Source organism: Methylomonas rosea, from assembly GCF_024505055.1.
Lineage (GTDB): Bacteria > Pseudomonadota > Gammaproteobacteria > Methylococcales > Methylomonadaceae > Methylomonas > Methylomonas rosea.
Genome location: NZ_JANIBL010000001.1, coordinates 130810 through 151945, shown reverse-complemented (window position 1 = coordinate 151945; position 21136 = coordinate 130810). Strand labels below are relative to the sequence as shown.

Here is a 21136-nt window from a genome sequence, read left to right as displayed (position 1 = left end):
GGGCCGGAATACAGCAATTGGATACACAAATCTGCCGCAAACGGGCAAATACTTTTACCGCAACTATTTACTCGCCAAGCCCGGCATTAAGCTGCCGTGGTTGCCGAAACAATTTCTTACTCTAGCCGATGCTATGGAGAATTAACGCATGTCCCACCAAGTTACCCTGACCCAGTTCATCATCGAGCAGCAGCGCGGGCTACCGGATGCTTCCGGTACGTTCACGCTGCTGCTGAATAACATTGTGACTGCGTGCAAACAGATCTCTCACCGGGTCAATTGCGGTGCCTTGATTGGCGTGCTGGGCAGTGCCGAGTCGGAAAACGTGCAGGGCGAAGTGCAAAAAAAGCTGGATATTATTACCAACGACATCATGGTCAAGGCTTTGGATTGGAGTGGTTCCCTGGGTGGCATGGCATCGGAGGAAATTAACGATCCGATCAAAATCCCAAAACAGTATCCAAAAGGTAAATATCTGGTGCTGTTCGATCCGCTGGACGGCTCGTCTAATATCGATATTAATCTGACCGTGGGCACGATCTTTTCGATTCTACGTTGCCGCGAAGGCGTAGAGCCGGAAACCGAGGATTTTTTGCGCAAAGGCACCGAACAAGTCTGCGCCGGTTTTGTGTTGTATGGCCCATCCACGATGTTAGTATTGACCACTGGCAACGGTGTGAATGCTTTCACGTTGGATCAGGATATCGGCGAGTTCATCCTCACCCATTGCAATATGAAAATTCCCGAGGACAGCAGCGAATTTGCCATCAATATGTCCAACCAGCGTTTCTGGGAGCCGCCGGTGAAGCGTTATATTGACGAATGCGTAGCCGGCGTGGACGGGCCGCGCGGCAAGGACTTTAATATGCGTTGGGTGGCTTCGCTGGTGGCTGAAGTTTATCGTATCCTCACGCGCGGCGGCGTATTTCTGTATCCGCACGATTTACGCGATCCATCCAAGCCCGGCAAGCTGCGTCTGATGTACGAGGCCAACCCGATGGCATTCATCATCGAACAAGCCGGTGGGATGTGTTCAACCGGCCGCGAACGAATTTTAGATCTAAAACCCAGCAGCATTCACCAACGGGTGCCGTTGATATTGGGTTCCAAAACCGAAGTAGAACGGATAATTGGCTATCATCAGCAAGATTAACCAGTAATCCGTTGCCATGTCGCCGTTTCCTGACGAAGCGGCAAATTATTAAACCCAAAACTATGCTTTCATCGAAAACTCAAGCCGCCGAACCGGTTAAAAATCAAGTCAGTTGCGTTAATTGCAGTCTGGATAATATTTGCTTGCCGCGCGGCTTGTCGCAAGCCGAAATTAATAACATCAGCCAAGTCGTCAAGGCCCGCAAAACCTTGCAGCGCGGCGATTTTATCTACCGCGAAGGCGACAATTTCCGCGGCATTCTGGCAATAAAATCCGGCAGCGCCAAGCTGGTGGCTAACGATAGCCATGGCAACGAGCATATCTTGAATATTCTGTTGCCCGGTGAATTACTGGGCTTCGACGGTTTATCCGCAGAAAAGCACGGCTGCGCGGCCATTGCTTTGGAAACCATGAGTTTCTGCATCCTACCGGCCGACAATATGGAAGACTTGTTCAAAAATATGCCCAGCCTGACGCGCGAATTATTCCGGCATACCGGCGAGAAAATGCTGGAGGACAAAAATCAGCTGGTGCTTAGCAAAAGGCCGGCGGAAGAGCGCTTGGCTTACTTTTTGATCAGCTTGTCTGAACGCCTGAAACGGCGCGGATTTTCGTCGTCGGAATTCAAGCTGTCGCTAACCCGCCAGGAAATCGGCAATCATTTGGGCCTGGCTTTGGAAACGGTGAGCAGGCTGCTGAAAAAATTTCAGGATGATAATTTGATTGTGGTGCAGAACCGCTTTATCGCGATCAAAGATCTTGCCGCCTTGCGCAACATGTTAGTGCCGTTGGAATAAAGTATTAATTTTTAATCCCGATACCTTTATGCAACAGCAGTAAGCTCAGAGCAGTTAAGAACACGATTAACCCACCCGTCATGGCGAAAGCCAGTTCGATCTGGACATCGCTAACGCCGATCATGCCGTAGCGAAAGGCGTTGATCATGTATAAAATTGGGTTGGCTTGCGCGATTTTTTGCCAAATCCCCGGCAACATCGCCACCGAATAAAATACCCCGCCCAAATAGCTCAATGGCGTCAGTACAAAGTTGGGAATGATGGAAATATCATCAAAGCTATCGGCAAATACCGCGTTGATGAAGCCGGCCAGGGCGAACAAGGTCGCGGTCAGCACAAACACCGCGGCGGCAATGTCCCAATGCAGAATCGTAGTGTGGGTAAACATCATCGAAATCCCCGCCACCACCACGCCAACCAACACCCCGCGCGCGATGCCGCCACAGACGTAACCCGCCAAAATCACATAATTCGGCACCGGCGCCACCAAGAGCTCTTCAATATGGCGCTGGAATTTGGTGGAATAAAACGAGGACACCACATTGGAATAAGAATGGCTGATCACCGACATCAGGATAATGCCAGGCACGATGTAGTCCATGTAGCTGACGCCGTGCACCAAGCCTATACGGTCGCCGATCAACTTGCCAAAGATGAGGAAATACAGCGCTGTGGTAATGGCCGGCGGCAATAAAGTTTGCGGCCAAATTCGGGTGAAACGGCGAATTTCTTTGAATAAAATTGTTAAAAAAGCGACCGAGTAGTTCATTGCACCAGATCCAAAAATAATTGCTCCAGACGATTGGACTTATTGCGCAGGCTCAGTACCTCGATATGTTGCTCGGATAGTGCCTGAAATAAACGGTTTAACCCATGGCTTTTCGGCACCGCTACATCCAATACGGTATCGGCGTTCAGAACAATATCGTAGCCCGCTATTATCGGTGCGAGGCTCAGCGGGCGGGCAATATCCAATACGAAATGATCGGTATGCAAACGGCTCAACAAACTGCTCATCGCCGATTTTTCGATGATTTGGCCGTTATTGATGATGGCGATATTCCGGCACAGGCTTTCGGCTTCCTCCAGATAATGAGTGGTCAGAATGATGGTGGTGCCCTGCTTGTTCACCTCCTGCATCATCTCCCACATCGAGCGGCGGATTTCGATATCGACACCGGCGGTGGGCTCGTCCAATATCAATAAGCGTGGCGAATGCACCATCGCTCTGGCTATCATCAACCGCCGCTTCATACCGCCGGACAAGCGCCGGGAAACGACATCGCGCTTATCCCAAAGCTCCATTTGCCGCAAGCATTGTTCGGTGCGCCGCAAGGCTTGCTTGCGCGGAATGCCGTAATAGCCTGCCTGGTTCATCACCACGCTCATGCTGGTTTCGAATTGATTGAAGTTAACTTCCTGCGGTACCACACCAATGCAGGTTTTGGCGGCGACATTGTCTTTATCCAGGTCGTGACCGAAGATACTGACCAATCCGCTGGTTTTGTTCACCAGCGAGCTGATGATGCCGATCAAGGTCGACTTGCCGGCGCCATTGGGACCCAACAAAGCGAAAAAGTCACCGCGCTGGACATCGAGATCCACGCCTTTCAAGGCTACAAAGCCGTTGTTGTAGGTCTTTTTTAGGTTTTGGATGGATAAAGCCGTCATGCTCTAATGTTATAATCTCGGGCAAAGGAATTGGCATGATCTTGAAAAATCCGCCAATAAAGCTTTCCGATTCTATCAGAATTCGCCAAACCTCAGCAGCCTGAACAGGAATAGACTCTTGCCACATCAAATACCGACCAGTGTTGCTGCCGTCGATCTGGGTTCCAACAGTTTTCACATGATCATATGCAGCCTGCACAACGGCAAATTGCAAACTATCGACCGTTTGAAAGAAATGGTGCGCTTGGCTGCGGGACTGGATCAACATAAAAATCTCGACCAAATCACGCAAGAGCGCGCCCTAGCTTGCCTGGAACGCTTCGGTCACCGCATCCGGGATTTCGCGCCCAACAGCGTCGCGATAGTCGGCACCAATACCTTGCGCATCGCCAGAAACTCGCAACAATTCATCAATAAGGCCGAAAAAGCCCTGGGTCATCCGATTCATATAATTTCGGGTATCGAAGAAGCGCGGTTAATCTACCAAGGCGTAGCCCACAGCTTAGGCAGCAATGCCAATAACCGCTTTGTGATGGACATCGGCGGCAGCAGCACCGAGTATATTATTGGCCGCGATGATATTGCCCACACCAAGGAAAGCCTGAATATGGGCTGCGTCACTGTCAGCCAGAACTTTTTCAAAAACGGCGAGCTGACTAAAAAAGCCTTTCGTAAGGCGATGCTGTTTGCCGAGCAACATTTGGAACCATTTCAAAACACGTTCAATTCCAAAAACTGGGAGGAAGCCATCGGCGCCTCCGGCAGTCTGAAAGCCATCAGCAATGTGCTGCAAACCATGGGGTGGAGTAATAACGGCATCACCAATGAAGGGTTGGAACAGTTGGTCGCTCACCTATTGAAACTTAATCGAATTGACGAGATCAGCTTTCCAGCCCTGAGCATAGAGCGGCGGCCGGTGTTTATCGGCGCTGTGGCAATCATCTACGCCACGTTTAAAACTTTAAATATCCAGCAGATGACGGTCTCGGACGGCGCGTTGCGCGAAGGTTTGGTGCAAGACTTGCTGGGTAGAATTTATGACGACGACGTTCGTTCGCAAACCAGTCAAACCATAGCCGCGCGTTACCATACCGATACGTCCCATAGTGGTCAACTAAAGGAAACCTTGCGTTACATCGTTCAGCAACTGGATAACCACCCCTGCTTTAACGACAATCCCGCCAGCTTACAGTTTTTGGAATGGGCAGCTGAACTGCATGAAATCGGCTTTGAGATCGCCCATAGCCAGTATCATAAGCACAGCGCCTACATTATTGAAAATGGTGATTTGGCGGGTTTTTCCAAACAAGATCAGCTGTTGCTGTCTAAGCTGGTGCGTAGTCACCGCAAAAAGCTTAATTTAAGCCGCTTTGAGGATTTGCCATTTCCTTGGCGGCAACATGCGCCGATCATGGCGATTGTATTTCGGCTGGCGGCTTTGTTACATCGCAATCGCAATAGCAAGCGCCCGGATTTTAGCGTCACGATCAATCGCCAGGATATAAAAATCGATTTTCCGGAAAATTGGCTGGAACAAGCACCTCTGACACATGCCGATCTAAAACAAGAAATGTATTATCTCAAGGAGGCCCGTTTTAATCTGATCTTCGATCAATGCTGAAATTCCTGCTGTATATCCTACTTTCACTAGCAATATTGTTTGTAGGATTATTGTTTTTCGCAATCGACGATACGCCGTTGTTAAAAATCCATCAAGGTTTGAACCGCGAAGATATTCAGCGCGCCAAGCAGTTGTTGCATGTGGCACCGGAGGAAAGAGGCCAACTTAAAACGGTTAGTCTGGACCAGAAGGACTTGAATATCGCAGTGAGTTATCTACTAAACCATTTTGCGGAAAATACGACGCAAATTCAGATTTTAGATGACAGATTAATGATTCAGATAGCGATATTTGTACCCAAAAGCCCTTGGGGTAGATATCTGGATTTTAGTTTTAATCTACGACAAGTGGATGACGCCATTGTTATCAAGTCATTGAAAATTGGTGAAATCTCCATTCCCGATCCAGCTGCTAACCTGCTGATTCCGGCCATCGTGCATAACACACCGCTAGAACAGCATTGGCAACTATTGAGTCAATACGTCAAGAAAGTTCGCATTAGCCCGCAAGCTTTGGAAATTAGTTATCTAGGGTCCATCGTCGACGCCGCGAAGCAATTGGCCATCCAAAAACACCGGGATTACCCGAACCTGCATCGGTATCAACAGCAAATTAACGAAATCGTCAGCCAGCATGATCCTAGCTGGCGCTTGTCTATAACCGATTTGCTGCAACCTTTATTTCTGACGGCGTATCAACAAACACCGACGGAGGACGCCATTCAGGAAAATCGTGCGATCATCATTGCTGTCGGCAGTTATATCTATAAACACGACTTACGCCGCTATTTACCTCTTGGCTTGGTCTATAGCAAGGAATATCCTGTATTTGCATACAAAAGAATAGATATACCTCAGCATTTTATTGCCTCGGCACTACTGGCGATCATAGATTCCTCGTTATTGGGCGAGCAAATCGGCATAGATAAAGAATTGGGAGACGCACAAAAAGGCAGCGGCTTCAGTTTCATTGATCTGACAGCGGATCGAGCCGGAACTAGATTCGGTCAAATCGCAGTAGCATCAACCGAGGAAGCCAGAGAATTACAAAGAATAATGTCTAGCACTAAAGATTATTCGTCTATTATCCCGGAAGTACAGGACTTGCCGGAACATATGGACGAAGCTACATTTGTCAGCAAATTTCAGTCTGTAGGAAGTTCTGCATACAACGAACTGATCCAACAAATTGACGACCGGATTAAAGCCTTGCCGTTGTATCAAATATAAGGTTTTTACAGCAGACACCCAAACCAGATCTGACAAAGTCACACTACTCTGGTTTGCCGCCGGTTAAATTTTGTTTTTAGCTAAAAATCGATTCGAACGAATAGCCGCTGCTTTCTAGAATCTCTTTGAGACGCTTCAAGCCGTCCATCTGTATTTGTCTAACTCTTTCACGAGTTACGCCCAATTCGAGCGCTACCTGCTCCAGAGTTGCGTTTTCGAAGCCACAAAGGCCGTATCTGCGACAAATGACTTCGCGCTGCTTCTCGGCAAGTTGATAGACCCAGTAAGTGACGTTGTTTTGGATGAAGTCGTCTTGCAGAATTTCAGCAGGATTGCGGCTTTCTTCTTCGGAAATGGTTTCAAGTAGGGGTTTGTCAAAATCCTTGCCGAAAGACACGTCAACGGATGTGACGCGCTCGTTGAGTTTAAGCATTTTACTAACGGTCTTAGCCGGTTTATCCAGATGCCGGGCGATCTCGTCGACAGTTGGTTCATGATCAAGCTGTTGAGCTAAATTCCGCTGCGCTTTCAAATAAATGTTCATTTCTTTAACAATATGAATCGGCAGACGAATCGTTCGGGTCTGGTTCATGATTGCGCGCTCTATGGTCTGTCTGATCCACCAGGTTGCATAGGTTGAAAATCTGAAGCCTCTATCAGGGTCGAATTTTTCAACTGCTCGGATCAGTCCTAAATTGCCTTCTTCGATTAAATCGAGCAAAGGGAGTCCGCGATTTAAATAGCGCCTGGAAATTTTAACAACCAGACGTAGATTACTTTCGATCATTATTTTTCGGGCTTGTGGATCACCCTGCTGAGTGCGTCTGCCGTAAATTTTTTCTTCATCAGCAGTTAACAGCTGGGATTTACTAAGTTCATTCAGATAGGCTCGTGTGGCATCGAAAGTACTTTCATTTTGCGATTCGTTACTTTCTATCTCGGCCAGCTTAAACGTTTCGTTCGGATCGATTTCGACAACTTCTTCATCGACATCATCAAAAGAAATGAAATCTGGAATATCCATATCTTTAATTACATCTATCGTTTCTTCCATCATGATTAATCTCCCAGGTATTTTGGCTTGCTGAATCGTTTTTTTTATTGGTAAATGTCTCGCCCGATAACTATTAATCCCTTAAAACTATTTAGATGCAGATAAGATTGAAACCCAACAACGGCACCTAAGTTGCTCACTATAAAAACCACTTAAGTCATTAGACCAATCTTAACGACATCATGCCTTTTCTTTCATTTTCGATCTGATCTAATCGAAGGCACTAACCTTAACGGCGAGTGCCAGTATAACTTTAAAAGATTTGTCTTATAAATTGAATTTACTGATATTTTTGTGGTCCACATCTCTTTTTTGATTTTTATTCAGGGCAGCCTTTTGAGCCTTTTGGATGGCTAAAATCAGCAAGATCAAACTAAAATTCGAACCACTTCTAAATTATGACAATAAGAAAGTGATGTGTATCACATATATTTAAAAGAACTGCAAAAATATACAATTCTGAAAGGAGTTTTCTGGGTGTGCGTTTTCAACGGCTCAGCAATGTTTTTTTTGCCTGATTAATTTGAGCCGCCAAATAATCTGAACCACCTCGATCAGGATGAAAACGCGAAATGAGTTTACGGTGCGCCTGAATAATTTGTTCTTCCGTTGCGCCTGGCTTAAGTCCCAAAACTTCTAAAGCCTCCGCTGTTGTCATGCCTGCTTGTCGAGAGGGCTCATGACCTGGCTTACCATATTGCGGATTGCCGGCTTTGAACCGTAACCAAATGCTATGAAGTTGCGGGGCATATCTTAGTATCAGAGGCATCGAGCGCACTAAAAACGCGAATATTACGCCGAATAAAGCAAGCAGGCCGCTAAGTTTTCCACTCAGCATCAACGCAATCAAAATCAGTGCAACCGCAACCCAGGCGAGCTGCTTAAGTCGCTTGCCGCGCAATTCGGCAGGGGCCTTCATAAACCCTGGCAGCATCAAAATTGCCAATACCAATGCCAACAACATCAATACACGTATCACCGACTCTCCAAACGCTTCAACCGACGAACGGCATAATAACTTAGAATACCGGCAGTTCGACAAATGTAGAGATCGTCAATGTTCAACCCACCAGTCCTCGGCTTCGCGGCCGCCAGCGGCACCGGTAAAACCAGTTTACTGACACAACTTATCCCGATGCTGAAAGCACAGAATCTGCAAGTCGGTATCATTAAACACAGTCATCACGACTTTGAGATTGACCATCCCGGCAAAGACAGTTTTCGGCTGCGTAAAGCGGGCGCCACGCCCATTATGCTGGTCTCCCGATACCGGCGCGCGATAATCAGCGAATTGCCGGCAGATGCCGATATTTCGCTGACTGAACAACTTGCCTTATTTCCCAATGCAGGCCTGGATTTGATTTTAGTGGAAGGATTCAGGCACGATAGCTACCCCAAAATAGAGCTCTGCCGACCGAGCCTAGGGAAACCGTTGCTTTATCCTGAAGATCCGTCGATCATTGCGATAGCAAGCGATCAACCGCTATCAACACCACCCGGCTTACCTTGCCTTGATCTAAACGATACGCAAGCTATAGCCAAATTCATTATCGAAATTTTTTTGAAGCGCCAAAGTGACTAACATCTGCTACCCCAACAAACACGATTTATTAAGCGTCGAACAGGCTCTATCGGAAATCCGCCACGCCATCAAAGCCATCACCGAGCAAGAGCTGGTAGCTTTGCCCCAGGCCTTGGGTAGAATATTAGCCGACTGCATCAGCTCACCCATCGACATTCCGCCGCAACGCACGGCGGCAATGGACGGTTATGCGTTTGCCGCCGGTGATCTGGCCGACGGGCGGCAGGCTGAACTGCAAGTGATCGGCATTGCGTGGGCCGGCAAACCATTCTTGGCGCAACAAGCCCAGGGCCAATGCGTCAGAATTTTTACCGGAGCGGTAGTCCCTGATTTTGCGGATAGTGTTATCGCCCAAGAACAAATTGAAATCAATGGCGACACTGTATCACTTCCCCCGGACTGGCAGCCGTATAAAAATATTCGCGCAGCCGGCAGCGATGTTAAACAGTATGAGGAGTTGATTACCGCACCGAAGAAGCTCTCCGCCAGCGATCTCAGTCTACTGGCTGCCGCAGGTGTTGAACAAATCAGCGTGAAACGCAAACTCAGAATCGGCTTTTTTTCGACTGGCGACGAATTGGTACCACTGGGAGAACCGCTAGCTATCGGCCAAATCTATGACAGCAACCGCTATCTATTAGCCGGGCTACTGTCCGACCCGAACCACAAAGTCTCAGACTTGGGTATTGTCCCGGACGATCAGCTGAAACTCGAACAAACTTTAAAGAACGCAGCCCAGCAACACGACGTCATTATTTCCACCGGCGGCGCATCGGTTGGCGATGCGGATTTTGTCAAACAAACGTTGGAAAAATGCGGACAGGTGAACTTCTGGAAACTGGCAATCAAACCCGGTAAACCCCTGGCTTTTGGCAAAATCGGCGACTGCTGGTTTTTTGGTTTACCCGGCAATCCGGTTGCCGTCCTGGTCACTTACGAGAAATTCGTAAAACCAGCCTTGGAACAACTCGCCGGTGCGCCGCCCACGCAAGCATTGCGCTTGCGCGTTCGTTGCGACAGCCGGCTAAAAAAATCGCCCGGCCGCCAGGAATATCAACGTGGCATCCTTTGCCAATCGGCCGACGGCGAGTTAGCCGTCCGTCTCGCCGGTCAACAAGACTCTCATCAACTCAAAGTAGCGAGTCAGTCCAACTGTTTTATTGTACTGGATGCCGAAAGTAGTGGCATTGATGCGGGAGAAATAGTTAGTGTCGAGCCATTTTCCGCGGTTTTATAGATATCTAAAGAGCCTTCTCCATATACCAACCGGAGTGTTCTGAGCGCTCCGGCTGGAAAATTTGTAACAATCAGTCACGGAAAGAGCGAAACACCCATCTAAGCAGTGGCTTCCGCAAGATTCCCTAAATAACCGTGTTTTCTGGCCAGATATTCGTCTACGAATGCTTGCATCGGCTCCGCTTCATAATCACGCAAACCGCTGACCGCTAGTTTTTTGAAGCCGGAACCGACCACATCTTCACCGCATTTGATTTGGAAATAAAGATACGCGGTGGCACGCTTGCCGTTGACTTCCATTTTCGGTTCCAGCATTTCCAGGCGCGGTTCGTGAAAGTCCATCCGGTTTAAGCTCAAGGTCATGCTTTCATAGATCACCAAAGGCCGGTCGATATTGAACATGACTTGCTCTTTGGCCAATAAAGGCACCAAAACGTACGGAAAGTTCTGCCCAGAAAAGGCCACATAGTCGCGGATCAAGGCCTCGATTAAAGACGGATCGCGGATCACATCGCCTGAGCGTTCGATCTGCAAATAGGTCTTGCCCTGGTTGTCGGTGACATCGATTTTTTCGGCATCGTCATCGGGAAAATTCAACAACACGCCGTGACCGACCATTCCAGAGAAGATGAAATGCATGTTTCGGCTAAGACCGTATTTGTCCAACACTAGCGAAAATAACAAATCGCCCGGCACGCAAAATCGTTTTGCGTCTTCGTCGTGCAAGGGATTGAAGTCATGGGCGACTTCCTTGGCAAACATGCTGGCCTGGGTGGCGCTGATAGCGACACTGCCATCCTGAATGTCATAGTATTCTTTTAGAAACATAGCTTTTATTGATTATTTTAGTAACGTGGAACAGACGGATCGCAAATGACGGACCAGGCGTCGATGCCGCCCTTCAAATTGAACAACCTTTGCAGCCCGGAATGCTGCAAAAAATTGCAGGCTTGCTGGCTACGCATACCGTGATGACAAATCACCACCACGTCGCGGTCAACGGGCACTTCGTCGAAGCGCGCGGGAATTTGTTGCAGCGGTATTAATACGCTACCGGCTATCTTGGCGTAGGCGAACTCGTGGGGCTCTCTAACGTCCAGTAGAAATACCGACGGGTCGTCCTGTAAATGTTGTTGTAACTGTTGCGGAGTGTATTGACTTATCGGCATATGAATCTTTCCAGTCTTTGAAGCGCGGCGGCCATTCTATCGATTGAGGCGGTATATGCAAATCGAATGTGCTGATTAGCCAAGTATTGACCAAAGTCTTTGCCTGGCGTTACCGCCACTCCCTCCTGCTCCAGAAGTTGCTTGGCAAACTCAAAACTGTCGTCGGTAAACGCGCTGCAATCGGCGTAAATATAGAATGCACCCTGTGGCTTGCAGGCTATTTTAAAGCCCAACCGAAGCAAGTTTTCATAAAGAAAATCCCGACGTTTTTCGAATTCGTCGCGGCGTCGATACAATTCGGTCATATTTTCGACGCTGAAACAGGCCAATGCTGCGTATTGAGAATGAGTAGGCGTGGAGATAAATATGTTTTGCGCCAATTTTTCCACGGCATCGATGAAATCTTCCGGCACTATCAACCAGCCGATGCGCCAACCGGTCATACCAAAAAACTTGGAAAAGCTATTGATGACAAATACATCGTCGCTGAATTCCAAGGCGCTGCTGACTGTTTCGCCGTACACCAGGCCATGGTAAATCTCGTCCGAATAAAAACAGCCCCCTAGGACGTGCGTCTGCTGAATCGCATCACGCAGCGCATCGTTGCCGATGATGGTACCGGTAGGATTGGAGGGAGAAGCGATTAATACGCCCTTGCTGGCTGGCTGCCAGTGCTGCCGAATCAGTGCTGCATTGAGCTGGTAAGCCGTTTCGGCACCGACATTCACGAATCGCGTTTTACCGTCGAACAATTGCACGAAATTGTCGTTACAGGGGTAACACGGGTCAGCCATCAAAATTTGTTCGCCGGGATTCAAGCTGATGCCAAACGCCAGCAAAAACGCACCGGACGCGCCGGGTGTGATGAAAACCCGTTTTGGATCCAGATTGACGCCGTATTGCGACTGATAATAATCGGCGATGCTTTGGCGCAATTCCGGCAAACCGGCCGCGGCGGTATATTTGACTTCCCTGCCCTGCATGAAAGTATTTCCAGCTGCCAATATTGCCGGTGGTGTTTCGAAATCCGGCTCGCCGATTTCCATGTGAATGATGTCGCGACCCTGCTGTTCAAGTTGCTTGGCGCGTTGTAATAATTCCATCACATAAAATGAGCTGATGCCGCGCATTCGCTCGGCGACGTGGTGTTTCATGTCTAAATTCCGTTAGTAGAAAGCGTCTTCATCATAACAAAATTCTTGCTTGCCCCCGGCTATTCTGTTAAAAAGCCCCGATTTTTTATAGACCGCCAGGAGTCATTGGATGAACAATACTAACCCTGCCGCATCGGAATTTACTTTTAAGCCTTATGAGGAAAAAGAAGGCGAAGAGTACATGAACGAGGCGCAGTTGAGCCATTTTTCCGCCATCTTAAATAAATGGAAATCCGAACTAATGATGGAAGTGGATCGTACCGTCCACCACATGCAGGACGAAGCGGCCAACTTTCCGGATCCGAACGACCGGGCCACGCAGGAATCAGAGTTCAGCCTGGAACTGCGTACCCGCGACCGCGAACGCAAATTGATCAAGAAGATCGACGAATCCTTGAAGGAAATCGAGTCGGGTAACTACGGCTACTGCGAAACGTGCGGTATCGAGATAGGCATTCGCCGTCTGGAAGCGCGCCCCACCGCCAACCTGTGCATCGATTGCAAAACGCTCGATGAAATCAGGGAAAAGCAATTGGGTTAATTCTGCCCTACTCCGCACCGTATATCGGCCGGTTTGCGCCCTCGCCTACCGGCCCGCTTCATCTCGGTTCTTTATACACCGCTCTCGCCAGTTATCTGGATGCCCGTCATCATAAAGGGCTATGGCTGCTGCGCATAGACGATCTCGATACGCCGCGCAATATGTCGGGAGCCAGCGACGACATCCTGGATTGCCTGCAAAGTTTTGGTTTGCATTGGGACGGCGAGGTGGATTATCAAAGCCGGCATCTCGATCAATACGAGCAAGCCCTTGTCGAATTGCAAAATCGGCATGCGCTTTACCCTTGCACCTGTAGCCGCAGCTCACTGGCGAATTCGCCTCAGATTTATCCGGGCTATTGCCGCACCAAGGCACAATCGACTGATGCGCCACATGCACTGCGGGTAGAATCGGCGGATATTTCGATTCACTTTATTGATGCCTTGCAGGGTAACATAACCCAAAATCTGGCAAGCGAGCACGGCGACTTTATCGTCAAGCGCAAGGACGGCATCATCGCTTACCAATTGGCTTGTGTCGTCGACGATCAGCGGCAAAAGGTCAATCGGGTAGTAAGAGGTTACGATTTATTGGATTCGACCCCCAAACAGCAGTATTTACAGCATTTGCTAGGTTACCCGTCGCCGCTGTACATGCATATTCCATTGATTGTCGACTCGGAAGGCAATAAGCTGAGTAAGCAAACCCGCGCCGAAGCCGCCAACCCAAATCAAGCCGGACCAACCTTGTTTCTGCTGCTAACCTTACTCAAACAAAATCCACCGCCCGATTTGCGGCTGGCTGCAATCGACAGTATTCTGGAATGGGCCATCGAACATTGGCAAACCGAACGCTTGACTAACACCCAAGCCGTCTCAGCCTTACAACACAATTAATAACGTTCAAAGAAGGAGGTTACGTTATGTCAGACCAAAAAACTTATCCGGTTAATCCGCAGATTGCCGCCGGCGCACATATCGATAGCGCTGCTTATCAGCGTCTCTACCAACAATCGATAACCGAACCGGAAGCATTTTGGGCTGAACAGGCCACCGAATTTTTGGACTGGCATCAGCCTTGGCAGCAGGTACTGCAATACGACTACCCCAAAGGCGAAATACAGTGGTTTCTGGGCGGTAAACTTAATGTCACCGTCAACTGTCTGGACAGACATCTTGAAAAGCGTGGCGACCAGGTTGCGATCATTTGGGAAGGAGACGACCCGGCGCATGATCGCAAATTAACCTACCGCGAGTTGCACGCCCAAGTCTGCCAATTCGCGAATGTCCTGAAAGCCAATGGCGTGCAAAAAGGCGACAGAGTCTGTATCTATCTGCCGATGATCGCCGAAGCGGCGGTGGTGATTCTGGCCTGCGCACGGATCGGCGCGGTGCATTCCATCGTATTCGGCGGCTTTTCTGCTGACGCGTTACGCGATAGGGTCATCGATGCCGATTGCCGCGTCTTGATCTGCGCCGACGAGAGCTATCGCGGCGGCAAAATTGTGCATTCCAAATTAAATGTCGATAAAGCCGCCAACCAATGCCCCAACGTGAATACCGTGATTGTTATCAAGCATACCGGCCACGACATTCCCTGGACTGAAGGCCGCGACGTTTGCTACCACGAAGCCATGCAAACCGCGTCAACCGACTGCGAGCCGGTGATGATGGACGCGGAAGATCCTTTGTTTATCCTGTATACCTCCGGTTCCACCGGCCAACCGAAGGGTGTACTGCACACCACCGGGGGTTATTTGCTGTACGCGGCAATGACCCACAAATACGTGTTCGATTACCAGGAAGGCGACGTCTACTGGTGCACCGCCGACATAGGCTGGATCACCGGCCATTCCTACGTGCTGTACGGCCCATTATGTAATGGCGCCACCAGCTTGATGTTCGAGGGCGTACCGACTTATCCGCATCCCGACCGCTTCTGGCAAGTAATCGACAAACATCAGGTCAATATTTTTTACACCGCACCGACTGCCATTAGAGCACTGATGGCGCAGGGCGACGATTTTGTCACCCGCACCAAACGCAGTTCGCTCCGTATTCTCGGTAGCGTGGGCGAACCTATCAATCCGGAGGCTTGGGAATGGTATTACCAGGTGGTCGGCAACAAACGCTGTCCGCTGGTGGATACCTGGTGGCAAACCGAAACCGGCGGCATTCTCATCACGCCATTACCGGGCGCGACGCCGTTAAAACCGGGATCGGCCACGTTGCCGTTTTTCGGGGTAAAGCCGGCGATACTCGATCCGGATGGAAATATCCTGGAAGGCGAAGCCGAAGGCATTTTGGCGTTGACCTATCCGTGGCCGGGCCAGGCGCGCACGGTGTATGGTGATCATGCGCGCTTTATCGACACTTATTTCGCCAAGTTCCCCGGCTATTACTTCGCCGGTGACGGCGCCCGCCGCGACAAGGACGGCTATTACTGGATTACCGGTCGTATCGACGACGTGTTGAATGTGTGCGGCCACCGTTTGGGTACCGCTGAAATAGAAAGCGCGTTGGTTCTTCACGACCTTGTTGCTGAAGCCGCCGTGGTCGGCTTTCCGCATCCGATCAAGGGCCAGGGGATATACGCTTACGTGACCCTAAACGTCGGTATCGAGGGCAACAGCAGCCTGAAAGGCGAATTGAAGGACTTGGTACGCGAAGAAATCAGCGCTATCGCCCTGCCCGATCTGATTCAGTGGGCGCCGGGCTTGCCCAAAACTCGCTCGGGTAAAATCATGCGCCGCATCTTACGTAAAATCGCTGCTAACGAATTCCACGATCTGGGTGATACATCCACGCTTGCCGATCCATCGGTGGTCGAACAATTAATCGCCAATCGCTTGAAATTACCTTAAGTGAAAGTCCGCCTGGCTTTAGCCTATATCGGCGTAGTGCTGGTCTGGACCACTACGCCGCTAGCCATCAAATGGAGCAGCATAGGCGTCAGTTTCGTATTTGGCGCAACGGTGCGGATGACCACCGGCCTGACCTGTTTGCTGTTGCTACTGCTGTTGTTGCGTCGACGCTTGCCGCTCAATCGGCTGGCGTTACTTACCTATCTAGCGGTGGCAATTCAACTCTATGGCAGTATGTTGATTACTTATTGGTCCGCGCAATTTGTGCCGTCCGGCTGGATCTCAGTAATTTTTGGCTTAAGCCCCTTTATGACCGCCTTTATGGCTGCCGCATACTTAAAAGAGCGCAGTCTGGGCTGGGGTAAGTTATTTGCATATAGCTTGGGTGTGGCCGGTTTAGTAGTGATGTTCAGCTCTGCGCTGGAATTGGATGAGATGGCTCTGCAAGGCGTGATCGGCGTGCTGGTGGCAACCTTTATACACGCGGCCAGTGCGGTGTGGGTCAAACAAATTGATGCGCGCTTGTCGGCTTTACAATTAGTCACGGGCGGATTGTTAATCTCGGTGCCATTATATTTCTGCACCTGGTATTGGCTGGATGACGGCATATTGCCTGAAACTATTCCGGAGCAGACCCTGTATTCGATAGCCTACCTTGGCGTCGTTGCAACAACCCTGGGTTTTGCTTTGTATTATTTTATATTGAAGAATATGCAAGCCACTAACGTGGCGATGATGAATCTGATGACGCCGATTATGTCCTTATTGCTAGGCTATAGCGTCAACCATGAGCCGTTGACGGTGAAAACTATCGCAGGTACCGCGCTAATTATGTGCGCACTGTTGATTTACGAAATCGTCAATCGCCGTCAACAACGGAATGGCATGTAATCGCCATTCCGTTGTCTTAGCGTTAGATCTTGCTGACGCGTTGTTTTGATACGCAGCGAATTCGGCGTTAATTTCTTGATGCAATAAACCGTACTTGACATCAGCCAGCAAGAAGCCGAACTTCGATCCGCAACCGTAGCGATTTCCGGCAAATCCAAAAGACAGCCACTTGCTCATCTTTCATTAACGTCGCAATCGCATCAGTTAGCTGAATTTCACCGCCTGCGCCGCTCCCGGTGTTTTCGATTTTTCAAAAATAGTAGCTGTCTTTAATTATAAACAAATTATCTTATTTGCTGATGCTCAGGACGAAGCAAATCGTTCACAGTTTTTACCGGATTGAATGTTTCAATAGGAACTTCAACAAAAATTGTATTCCAATCGCTCATGGCGCCATTCCAAAGTCCGGGCAACTCTAAAGCTTTCAATTCTTTACCACCCTTCGATTTCGATGAAATAAATCCGGTTAGCTTATCGACATATTGTAAAAGATTAAATTTTTCGCCTTTGTAGTTTTTCACTCCACATACCAAATCAACAGGATTAAAATGTGTTGAATGCATCATTTTAGCTTTTTCAGTCGGATTTGATAAATCAATTTGCGAACTTTCGAGAATTTGAGTAGACACGGTTCCATCTGCATTTACAGTAAGAAAAGGACCACCACCAGGCTCTCCGGTATTTTTAACCATACCACAAACCCTAATCGGACGATTTAGTTTTGACTTCAGATACTGTTTTAATTCATTTTCATTCAATTTATTAATTTCAGGGTGAATGTTATTCAGTTCTTTTTCGCAGAACAGAGCAATTTCATGCAAGCTTGAAATAGAGGTATTATCTTTCTCCAATAATTGAAGGTATTCAAACGCTTTTTGTTGAAGTTTAATCAATAAACCCGCAATAGCTTTCTTATATTTAACTGTTTGATCTTTAAGCGAATCAGGAACCACATTGTCAATATTTTTAATGAAAATAACATCTGCATTCAAATCATTCAGATTTTCAATAAGAGCACCATGTCCTCCGGGGCGAAACACTAATTTTCCATTTTCGCGAAATGGTTGATTTTGTTCGTCGACAGCTATAGTGTCAGTCGATGGTTTTTGTTCTGAAAAACTGATTTTGAATCTTTTACCCAGTACATTTTCGTATTCAGAAAGCGTATCGTTTACATGATTTTCAAACAGTTGGCGGTGTTCAGTTGAAACTGTGAAATGAATATTTACTTCGTTCGATGAATTAGACGCATATAATTCGCCTTCCACCAAATGCTCCTGTAATGAAGTACGTTTTTCGTTGTTATATGTATGAAACAGAAGCAAGCCTTTAGGTAACGCACCATAATTCAAGCCATTACTGTTTAATAAATTAGACACAATAGCTTTCGGTTCTCCATTTTTAATCAAATCGTCAATACTTTTATTATTATTTTTCAAACAACATTCGTTCAAAGCATTGTAAAAAGCGAAGTTTTTAATTTCAGTAAAAAATTTAATTTCAGCAGGTTTTTGTGGTTCGGCATAATCGGCATCCAAAAACTCATATAAATCTTTAAACATACGGCTGGCCGCACCCGATGCCGGAACAAATTTTAGTATTGACGCATTACCTTTCAAATAAGCATCCCATGCTTCCAACAAATCGTTAAGTTGTGCATCCGAAGCGATGGTAATACCGTTCTCTGGTGATGCAGCACTAATAATTTTCAAAAACGGGAAACCCGTTTCAAAACTTTTAAGCTGATTAAGAATTTGTGATTCTGAAATACATTTTTCGCTAATTTGCTGTAAATCTTTGTTTGATAGCATCATATTATAATTTTTGATGTTGTAATTTTTTTATATGTATCTACACAATTAATTCTAGGGCAACAATACGGCTACATTTGGCCACCTTGAAAAAACCATCAGATGAGAAAAAAGCGGCAACCCAATGCTGCTGATACCCGCCATGATTATAGAAAGCCTATTTGCCGCTGGAAAAGGGCATTGATCTGCCCACAGTGGGGATTGTGTTGTGATATCCGACTCCGCAGTCTTTACCAAAATCGTCCCCACTTTAGAAAAACACTCATATCCAATTGATTCCCGGATGAGTTACCGTTCGGCATAATTCTTCATTATATTCATATGGCAACAATGCATCGGCTTTGGAGCTAAACAGAAATTTTATATCATAATCGACTGCTTATGGTCGATTGTGTTGAAAAAACCTGTTTTTCTCGGATTCCAACTACTTTTGCAGTTCAAGCAAATTGAAAGTTATTGCTTTTTTTCTTAATTACTTTTCTGCTTTAATCCAGTTTTCCAACAATAGCCATTTTCAACACAATCAGCCAGTTCCTGCCAATGTGATGCTGACTTTTCTCAAGAATGCATGTGCAACGACACCAGAACACTAAGTAACACAATATGCTTTTATTGAATAAAATCATAGGCTATTGTTGCCGGGTCGAAGACGTGTTTGCCTGTATGGCGCAATGGGGCGAAAAGACAGTCCGTTGCATCGGCCTGGCTCGCTCCGAAGTGCGCATCGGTTTCATGAACTTGGTTTACAACGTGAGGCGTTTTTGCGCTATTCGCAGGGTAGCTGAGTCTTGATAGCGCCCATAGGAGCCGAAAAGGCTCCTATGGGAAGATGATTGTTTGGAAAATTCGGCTTTGAGGCCGTTTTAAACCTCGCAAACAACTATTATTGGATTGTTCTAAGGTTAAAATTGACTGTTCGCTAATCAAGTCTGCGCACACAAGCTTACGTCAGTCTTAAATTGTCGCGTTACATTAGTTATTTTAGGCCATAATTAAAGTTTATTTTCAACTCTCCTCGCAAGATTTCTCAATGACAAAACTGTTACTCACGTTCTTGGTAGCTCTGATATGGGGAAGCCCCGCTTTTTGCCAGGATTTACTGGAAACCTATCAGCTGGCGAAAGCCAATGACCCAGAATTTAAAAGCTCGGACATCAATAAACTAGCCACCGCAGAGATCAAGTCACAAAGTATCGCGCAAATGTTGCCAAATCTTTCCTTTAGCGCCAACAGCAGCCGCAATCGTCTGGAAAGTACCAGCTTTTTGGGAACCACGTTGCAGCATTATTGGGACAGTAAATTGGGTATTAATTTGAAACAACCCGTGTTTCACTGGGACCATTGGGTACAGCTCGATCAGGCCGATAACAAAATTGCTCAGGCGGAAGCGCAATTCCAGGCCAAACAACAAAGCTTGATCCGCAGAACCGCCGAGGCTTATTTCAATATATTGGCCGCGCAAGACAATCTGGAATTTGCCAACTCGGAAAAAAAATCCATCGAAAAACAATTGGAACAGGCCAAACAGCGTTTCGACGTCGGTATTATAGCGATTACCGATGTCTATGAAGCCCAAGCCGGATATGACAGGGCCCTGGCCAGCGAGATCGAAGCGGAGAACCTTTTGGATAACAGCAAGGAAGCCTTGCGGGAAATCATAGGCGATAATGCCGCAGAGCTGAGCAGTCTACAACCGCAAATTCCGCTCAGCCCGCCGGCCCCCGAAGATTTGTCATCCTGGGCGAATACCGCCGAGAACAACAATTTCTCTATTGTGGCACAGATCAATCAAGCCGAATACGTGCGTAAAAACGTCGAGTTACAACAATCCAAACATCTGCCAACCCTTGACATCGTTGCTCAATACAGCGAAATGGACACAGGTAACCAATACGGTTTGCGCGGTGACAATGAAAGTTTCGGATTGCAACTAAACCTGCCTTTATACGAAGGCGGCGGCACCTCTTCCCGCAGCCGCCAGGCTGCCTATGAGTATGAAGCAGCCAAGGAAGATTTGACTAAAGTAAAACGCAGCATCAATCGCGGCGTTAAAGACGCGTTTCGGGGCGTGGTTTCCAGCATCAGCAGAGTCAAAGCATTAGACGCCACCAGCAAATCCGCGGAAATGGCCGTGGAAGCGGCTGAAGCCGGTTTTGAAGTAGGCACCCGAACCATGGTGGACGTACTCACCGAACAACGTAATTTATACAAAGCCAAAAGCGATCACGCCAGAAGCCGCTACGATTATCTGATTAACGGCATCAAACTCAAGGAAGCCGCCGGTAGTCTGAATGAAGAGGACTTGGAACAAATCAATCAATATTTGCAGGCAAAAACTGGCGCCCCAGTAGAGCATTGATGGCA

At 47.8% G+C, this 21136-nt stretch carries 20 protein-coding genes; 12 read left to right on the top strand and 8 right to left on the bottom strand.

The window, feature by feature from the left end:
* The first annotated feature begins 148 nt into the window (after positions 1 to 148).
* The gene (locus tag NP589_RS00685) at positions 149 to 1153 is read left to right on the top strand and encodes a class 1 fructose-bisphosphatase (protein ID WP_256605214.1); all 1005 of its coding nucleotides are present in this window, start codon (positions 149 to 151) and stop codon (positions 1151 to 1153) included.
* A 62-nt stretch (positions 1154 to 1215) separates the two neighbouring features.
* Positions 1216 to 1950 (top strand): helix-turn-helix domain-containing protein, encoded by a 735-nt coding sequence (locus NP589_RS00680; protein WP_256605213.1) that lies wholly within the window; start codon positions 1216 to 1218, stop codon positions 1948 to 1950.
* A 4-nt stretch (positions 1951 to 1954) separates the two neighbouring features.
* Here the strand turns inward: NP589_RS00680 and NP589_RS00675 are convergent, their stop codons facing one another.
* Together NP589_RS00675 and NP589_RS00670 are read right to left on the bottom strand one after the other, a co-directional pair.
* Positions 1955 to 2719: an ABC transporter permease gene (locus NP589_RS00675; protein ID WP_256605212.1), complete on the bottom strand. Its 765-nt coding sequence runs from the start codon at positions 2717 to 2719 to the stop codon at positions 1955 to 1957.
* The gene (locus tag NP589_RS00670) at positions 2716 to 3621 is read right to left on the bottom strand and encodes an ABC transporter ATP-binding protein (RefSeq protein WP_256605211.1); all 906 of its coding nucleotides are present in this window, start codon (positions 3619 to 3621) and stop codon (positions 2716 to 2718) included. Before NP589_RS00670 ends, NP589_RS00675 begins: the two co-directional genes overlap by 4 nt.
* Before the next feature lie 118 nt (positions 3622 to 3739).
* On the opposite strand from NP589_RS00670, the gene ppx reads away from it, so the two are divergent.
* Positions 3740 to 5242 (top strand): exopolyphosphatase, encoded by a 1503-nt coding sequence (gene ppx, locus NP589_RS00665; protein WP_256605210.1) that lies wholly within the window; start codon positions 3740 to 3742, stop codon positions 5240 to 5242.
* Positions 5236 to 6471 carry a hypothetical protein gene (locus tag NP589_RS00660; RefSeq protein ID WP_256605209.1) on the top strand — a complete coding sequence of 412 codons (1236 nt, stop codon included), beginning with the start codon at positions 5236 to 5238 and terminating at the stop codon, positions 6469 to 6471. The genes ppx and NP589_RS00660 overlap by 7 nt, the downstream gene beginning before the upstream one ends.
* 76 nt (positions 6472 to 6547) lie before the next feature.
* Here the strand turns inward: NP589_RS00660 and rpoS are convergent, their stop codons facing one another.
* Positions 6548 to 7528: an RNA polymerase sigma factor RpoS gene (rpoS, locus tag NP589_RS00655; RefSeq protein WP_033156312.1), complete on the bottom strand. Its 981-nt coding sequence runs from the start codon at positions 7526 to 7528 to the stop codon at positions 6548 to 6550.
* Between the two features lie 484 nt (positions 7529 to 8012).
* The gene (locus tag NP589_RS00650) at positions 8013 to 8489 is read right to left on the bottom strand and encodes a DnaJ domain-containing protein (protein WP_256605208.1); all 477 of its coding nucleotides are present in this window, start codon (positions 8487 to 8489) and stop codon (positions 8013 to 8015) included.
* A gap of 93 nt (positions 8490 to 8582) precedes the next feature.
* On the opposite strand from NP589_RS00650, the gene mobB reads away from it, so the two are divergent.
* Complete coding sequence (gene mobB / locus NP589_RS00645; protein WP_256605207.1) at positions 8583 to 9107, top strand: molybdopterin-guanine dinucleotide biosynthesis protein B; 525 nt, start codon at positions 8583 to 8585, stop codon at positions 9105 to 9107.
* Positions 9100 to 10344, top strand: a complete 1245-nt coding sequence (moeA, locus tag NP589_RS00640) for a molybdopterin molybdotransferase MoeA (RefSeq protein WP_256605206.1) — start codon at positions 9100 to 9102, stop codon at positions 10342 to 10344. Before mobB ends, moeA begins: the two co-directional genes overlap by 8 nt.
* Before the next feature lie 98 nt (positions 10345 to 10442).
* On the opposite strand, the gene NP589_RS00635 is transcribed toward moeA, so the two are convergent.
* From NP589_RS00635 to NP589_RS00625, 3 genes are read right to left on the bottom strand one after another with little or no spacing between them, the layout of a single operon-like run.
* Entirely contained in the window at positions 10443 to 11171 is a 729-nt protein-coding gene (locus NP589_RS00635) for a DUF3581 domain-containing protein (RefSeq protein ID WP_256605205.1), read from the bottom strand.
* Between the two features lie 17 nt (positions 11172 to 11188).
* Complete coding sequence (locus tag NP589_RS00630; RefSeq protein WP_036273383.1) at positions 11189 to 11512, bottom strand: rhodanese-like domain-containing protein; 324 nt, start codon at positions 11510 to 11512, stop codon at positions 11189 to 11191.
* Positions 11503 to 12666: a pyridoxal phosphate-dependent aminotransferase gene (locus tag NP589_RS00625; protein ID WP_256605204.1), complete on the bottom strand. Its 1164-nt coding sequence runs from the start codon at positions 12664 to 12666 to the stop codon at positions 11503 to 11505. Before NP589_RS00625 ends, NP589_RS00630 begins: the two co-directional genes overlap by 10 nt.
* Positions 12667 to 12775: 109 nt before the next feature.
* On the opposite strand from NP589_RS00625, the gene dksA reads away from it, so the two are divergent.
* From dksA to NP589_RS00605, 4 genes are read left to right on the top strand one after another with little or no spacing between them, the layout of a single operon-like run.
* Positions 12776 to 13207 (top strand): RNA polymerase-binding protein DksA, encoded by a 432-nt coding sequence (gene dksA, locus NP589_RS00620; protein ID WP_020481282.1) that lies wholly within the window; start codon positions 12776 to 12778, stop codon positions 13205 to 13207.
* On the top strand, positions 13198 to 14103 hold the full coding sequence (gene gluQRS / locus NP589_RS00615; RefSeq protein WP_371929635.1) for a tRNA glutamyl-Q(34) synthetase GluQRS: 906 nt from the start codon (positions 13198 to 13200) through the stop codon (positions 14101 to 14103). Before dksA ends, gluQRS begins: the two co-directional genes overlap by 10 nt.
* Before the next feature lie 26 nt (positions 14104 to 14129).
* Positions 14130 to 16070 (top strand): acetate--CoA ligase, encoded by a 1941-nt coding sequence (acs, locus tag NP589_RS00610; RefSeq protein WP_256605203.1) that lies wholly within the window; start codon positions 14130 to 14132, stop codon positions 16068 to 16070.
* Positions 16071 to 16961 carry a DMT family transporter gene (locus NP589_RS00605; RefSeq protein WP_256605202.1) on the top strand — a complete coding sequence of 297 codons (891 nt, stop codon included), beginning with the start codon at positions 16071 to 16073 and terminating at the stop codon, positions 16959 to 16961.
* Between the two features lie 284 nt (positions 16962 to 17245).
* Here NP589_RS00605 and NP589_RS00600 read toward each other — a convergent pair whose 3' ends face one another.
* The gene (locus NP589_RS00600; RefSeq protein ID WP_256605201.1) at positions 17246 to 18775 is read right to left on the bottom strand and encodes a DUF4301 family protein; all 1530 of its coding nucleotides are present in this window, start codon (positions 18773 to 18775) and stop codon (positions 17246 to 17248) included.
* Between the two features lie 600 nt (positions 18776 to 19375).
* On the opposite strand from NP589_RS00600, the gene NP589_RS00595 reads away from it, so the two are divergent.
* Positions 19376 to 19564 (top strand): hypothetical protein, encoded by a 189-nt coding sequence (locus NP589_RS00595; protein ID WP_256605200.1) that lies wholly within the window; start codon positions 19376 to 19378, stop codon positions 19562 to 19564.
* Between the two features lie 238 nt (positions 19565 to 19802).
* Positions 19803 to 21131 (top strand): TolC family outer membrane protein, encoded by a 1329-nt coding sequence (locus NP589_RS00590; protein ID WP_256605199.1) that lies wholly within the window; start codon positions 19803 to 19805, stop codon positions 21129 to 21131.
* Positions 21132 to 21136: the final 5 nt, after the last annotated feature.

Coding starts and splice junctions, on each gene's coding strand:
- NP589_RS00600 (WP_256605201.1), bottom strand. CDS start 18,775: ATGATGCTATCAAACAAAGATTTACAGCAAATTAGCGAAAAATGTATT.
- dksA (WP_020481282.1), top strand. CDS start 12,776: ATGAACAATACTAACCCTGCCGCATCGGAATTTACTTTTAAGCCTTAT.
- NP589_RS00595 (WP_256605200.1), top strand. CDS start 19,376: ATGCTTTTATTGAATAAAATCATAGGCTATTGTTGCCGGGTCGAAGAC.
- rpoS (WP_033156312.1), bottom strand. CDS start 7,528: ATGATGGAAGAAACGATAGATGTAATTAAAGATATGGATATTCCAGAT.
- NP589_RS00660 (WP_256605209.1), top strand. CDS start 5,236: ATGCTGAAATTCCTGCTGTATATCCTACTTTCACTAGCAATATTGTTT.
- NP589_RS00635 (WP_256605205.1), bottom strand. CDS start 11,171: ATGTTTCTAAAAGAATACTATGACATTCAGGATGGCAGTGTCGCTATC.
- NP589_RS00675 (WP_256605212.1), bottom strand. CDS start 2,719: ATGAACTACTCGGTCGCTTTTTTAACAATTTTATTCAAAGAAATTCGC.
- NP589_RS00650 (WP_256605208.1), bottom strand. CDS start 8,489: ATGTTGTTGGCATTGGTATTGGCAATTTTGATGCTGCCAGGGTTTATG.
- NP589_RS00625 (WP_256605204.1), bottom strand. CDS start 12,666: ATGAAACACCACGTCGCCGAGCGAATGCGCGGCATCAGCTCATTTTAT.
- NP589_RS00630 (WP_036273383.1), bottom strand. CDS start 11,512: ATGCCGATAAGTCAATACACTCCGCAACAGTTACAACAACATTTACAG.
- mobB (WP_256605207.1), top strand. CDS start 8,583: ATGTTCAACCCACCAGTCCTCGGCTTCGCGGCCGCCAGCGGCACCGGT.
- NP589_RS00670 (WP_256605211.1), bottom strand. CDS start 3,621: ATGACGGCTTTATCCATCCAAAACCTAAAAAAGACCTACAACAACGGC.
- NP589_RS00685 (WP_256605214.1), top strand. CDS start 149: ATGTCCCACCAAGTTACCCTGACCCAGTTCATCATCGAGCAGCAGCGC.
- acs (WP_256605203.1), top strand. CDS start 14,130: ATGTCAGACCAAAAAACTTATCCGGTTAATCCGCAGATTGCCGCCGGC.
- NP589_RS00680 (WP_256605213.1), top strand. CDS start 1,216: ATGCTTTCATCGAAAACTCAAGCCGCCGAACCGGTTAAAAATCAAGTC.
- NP589_RS00590 (WP_256605199.1), top strand. CDS start 19,803: ATGACAAAACTGTTACTCACGTTCTTGGTAGCTCTGATATGGGGAAGC.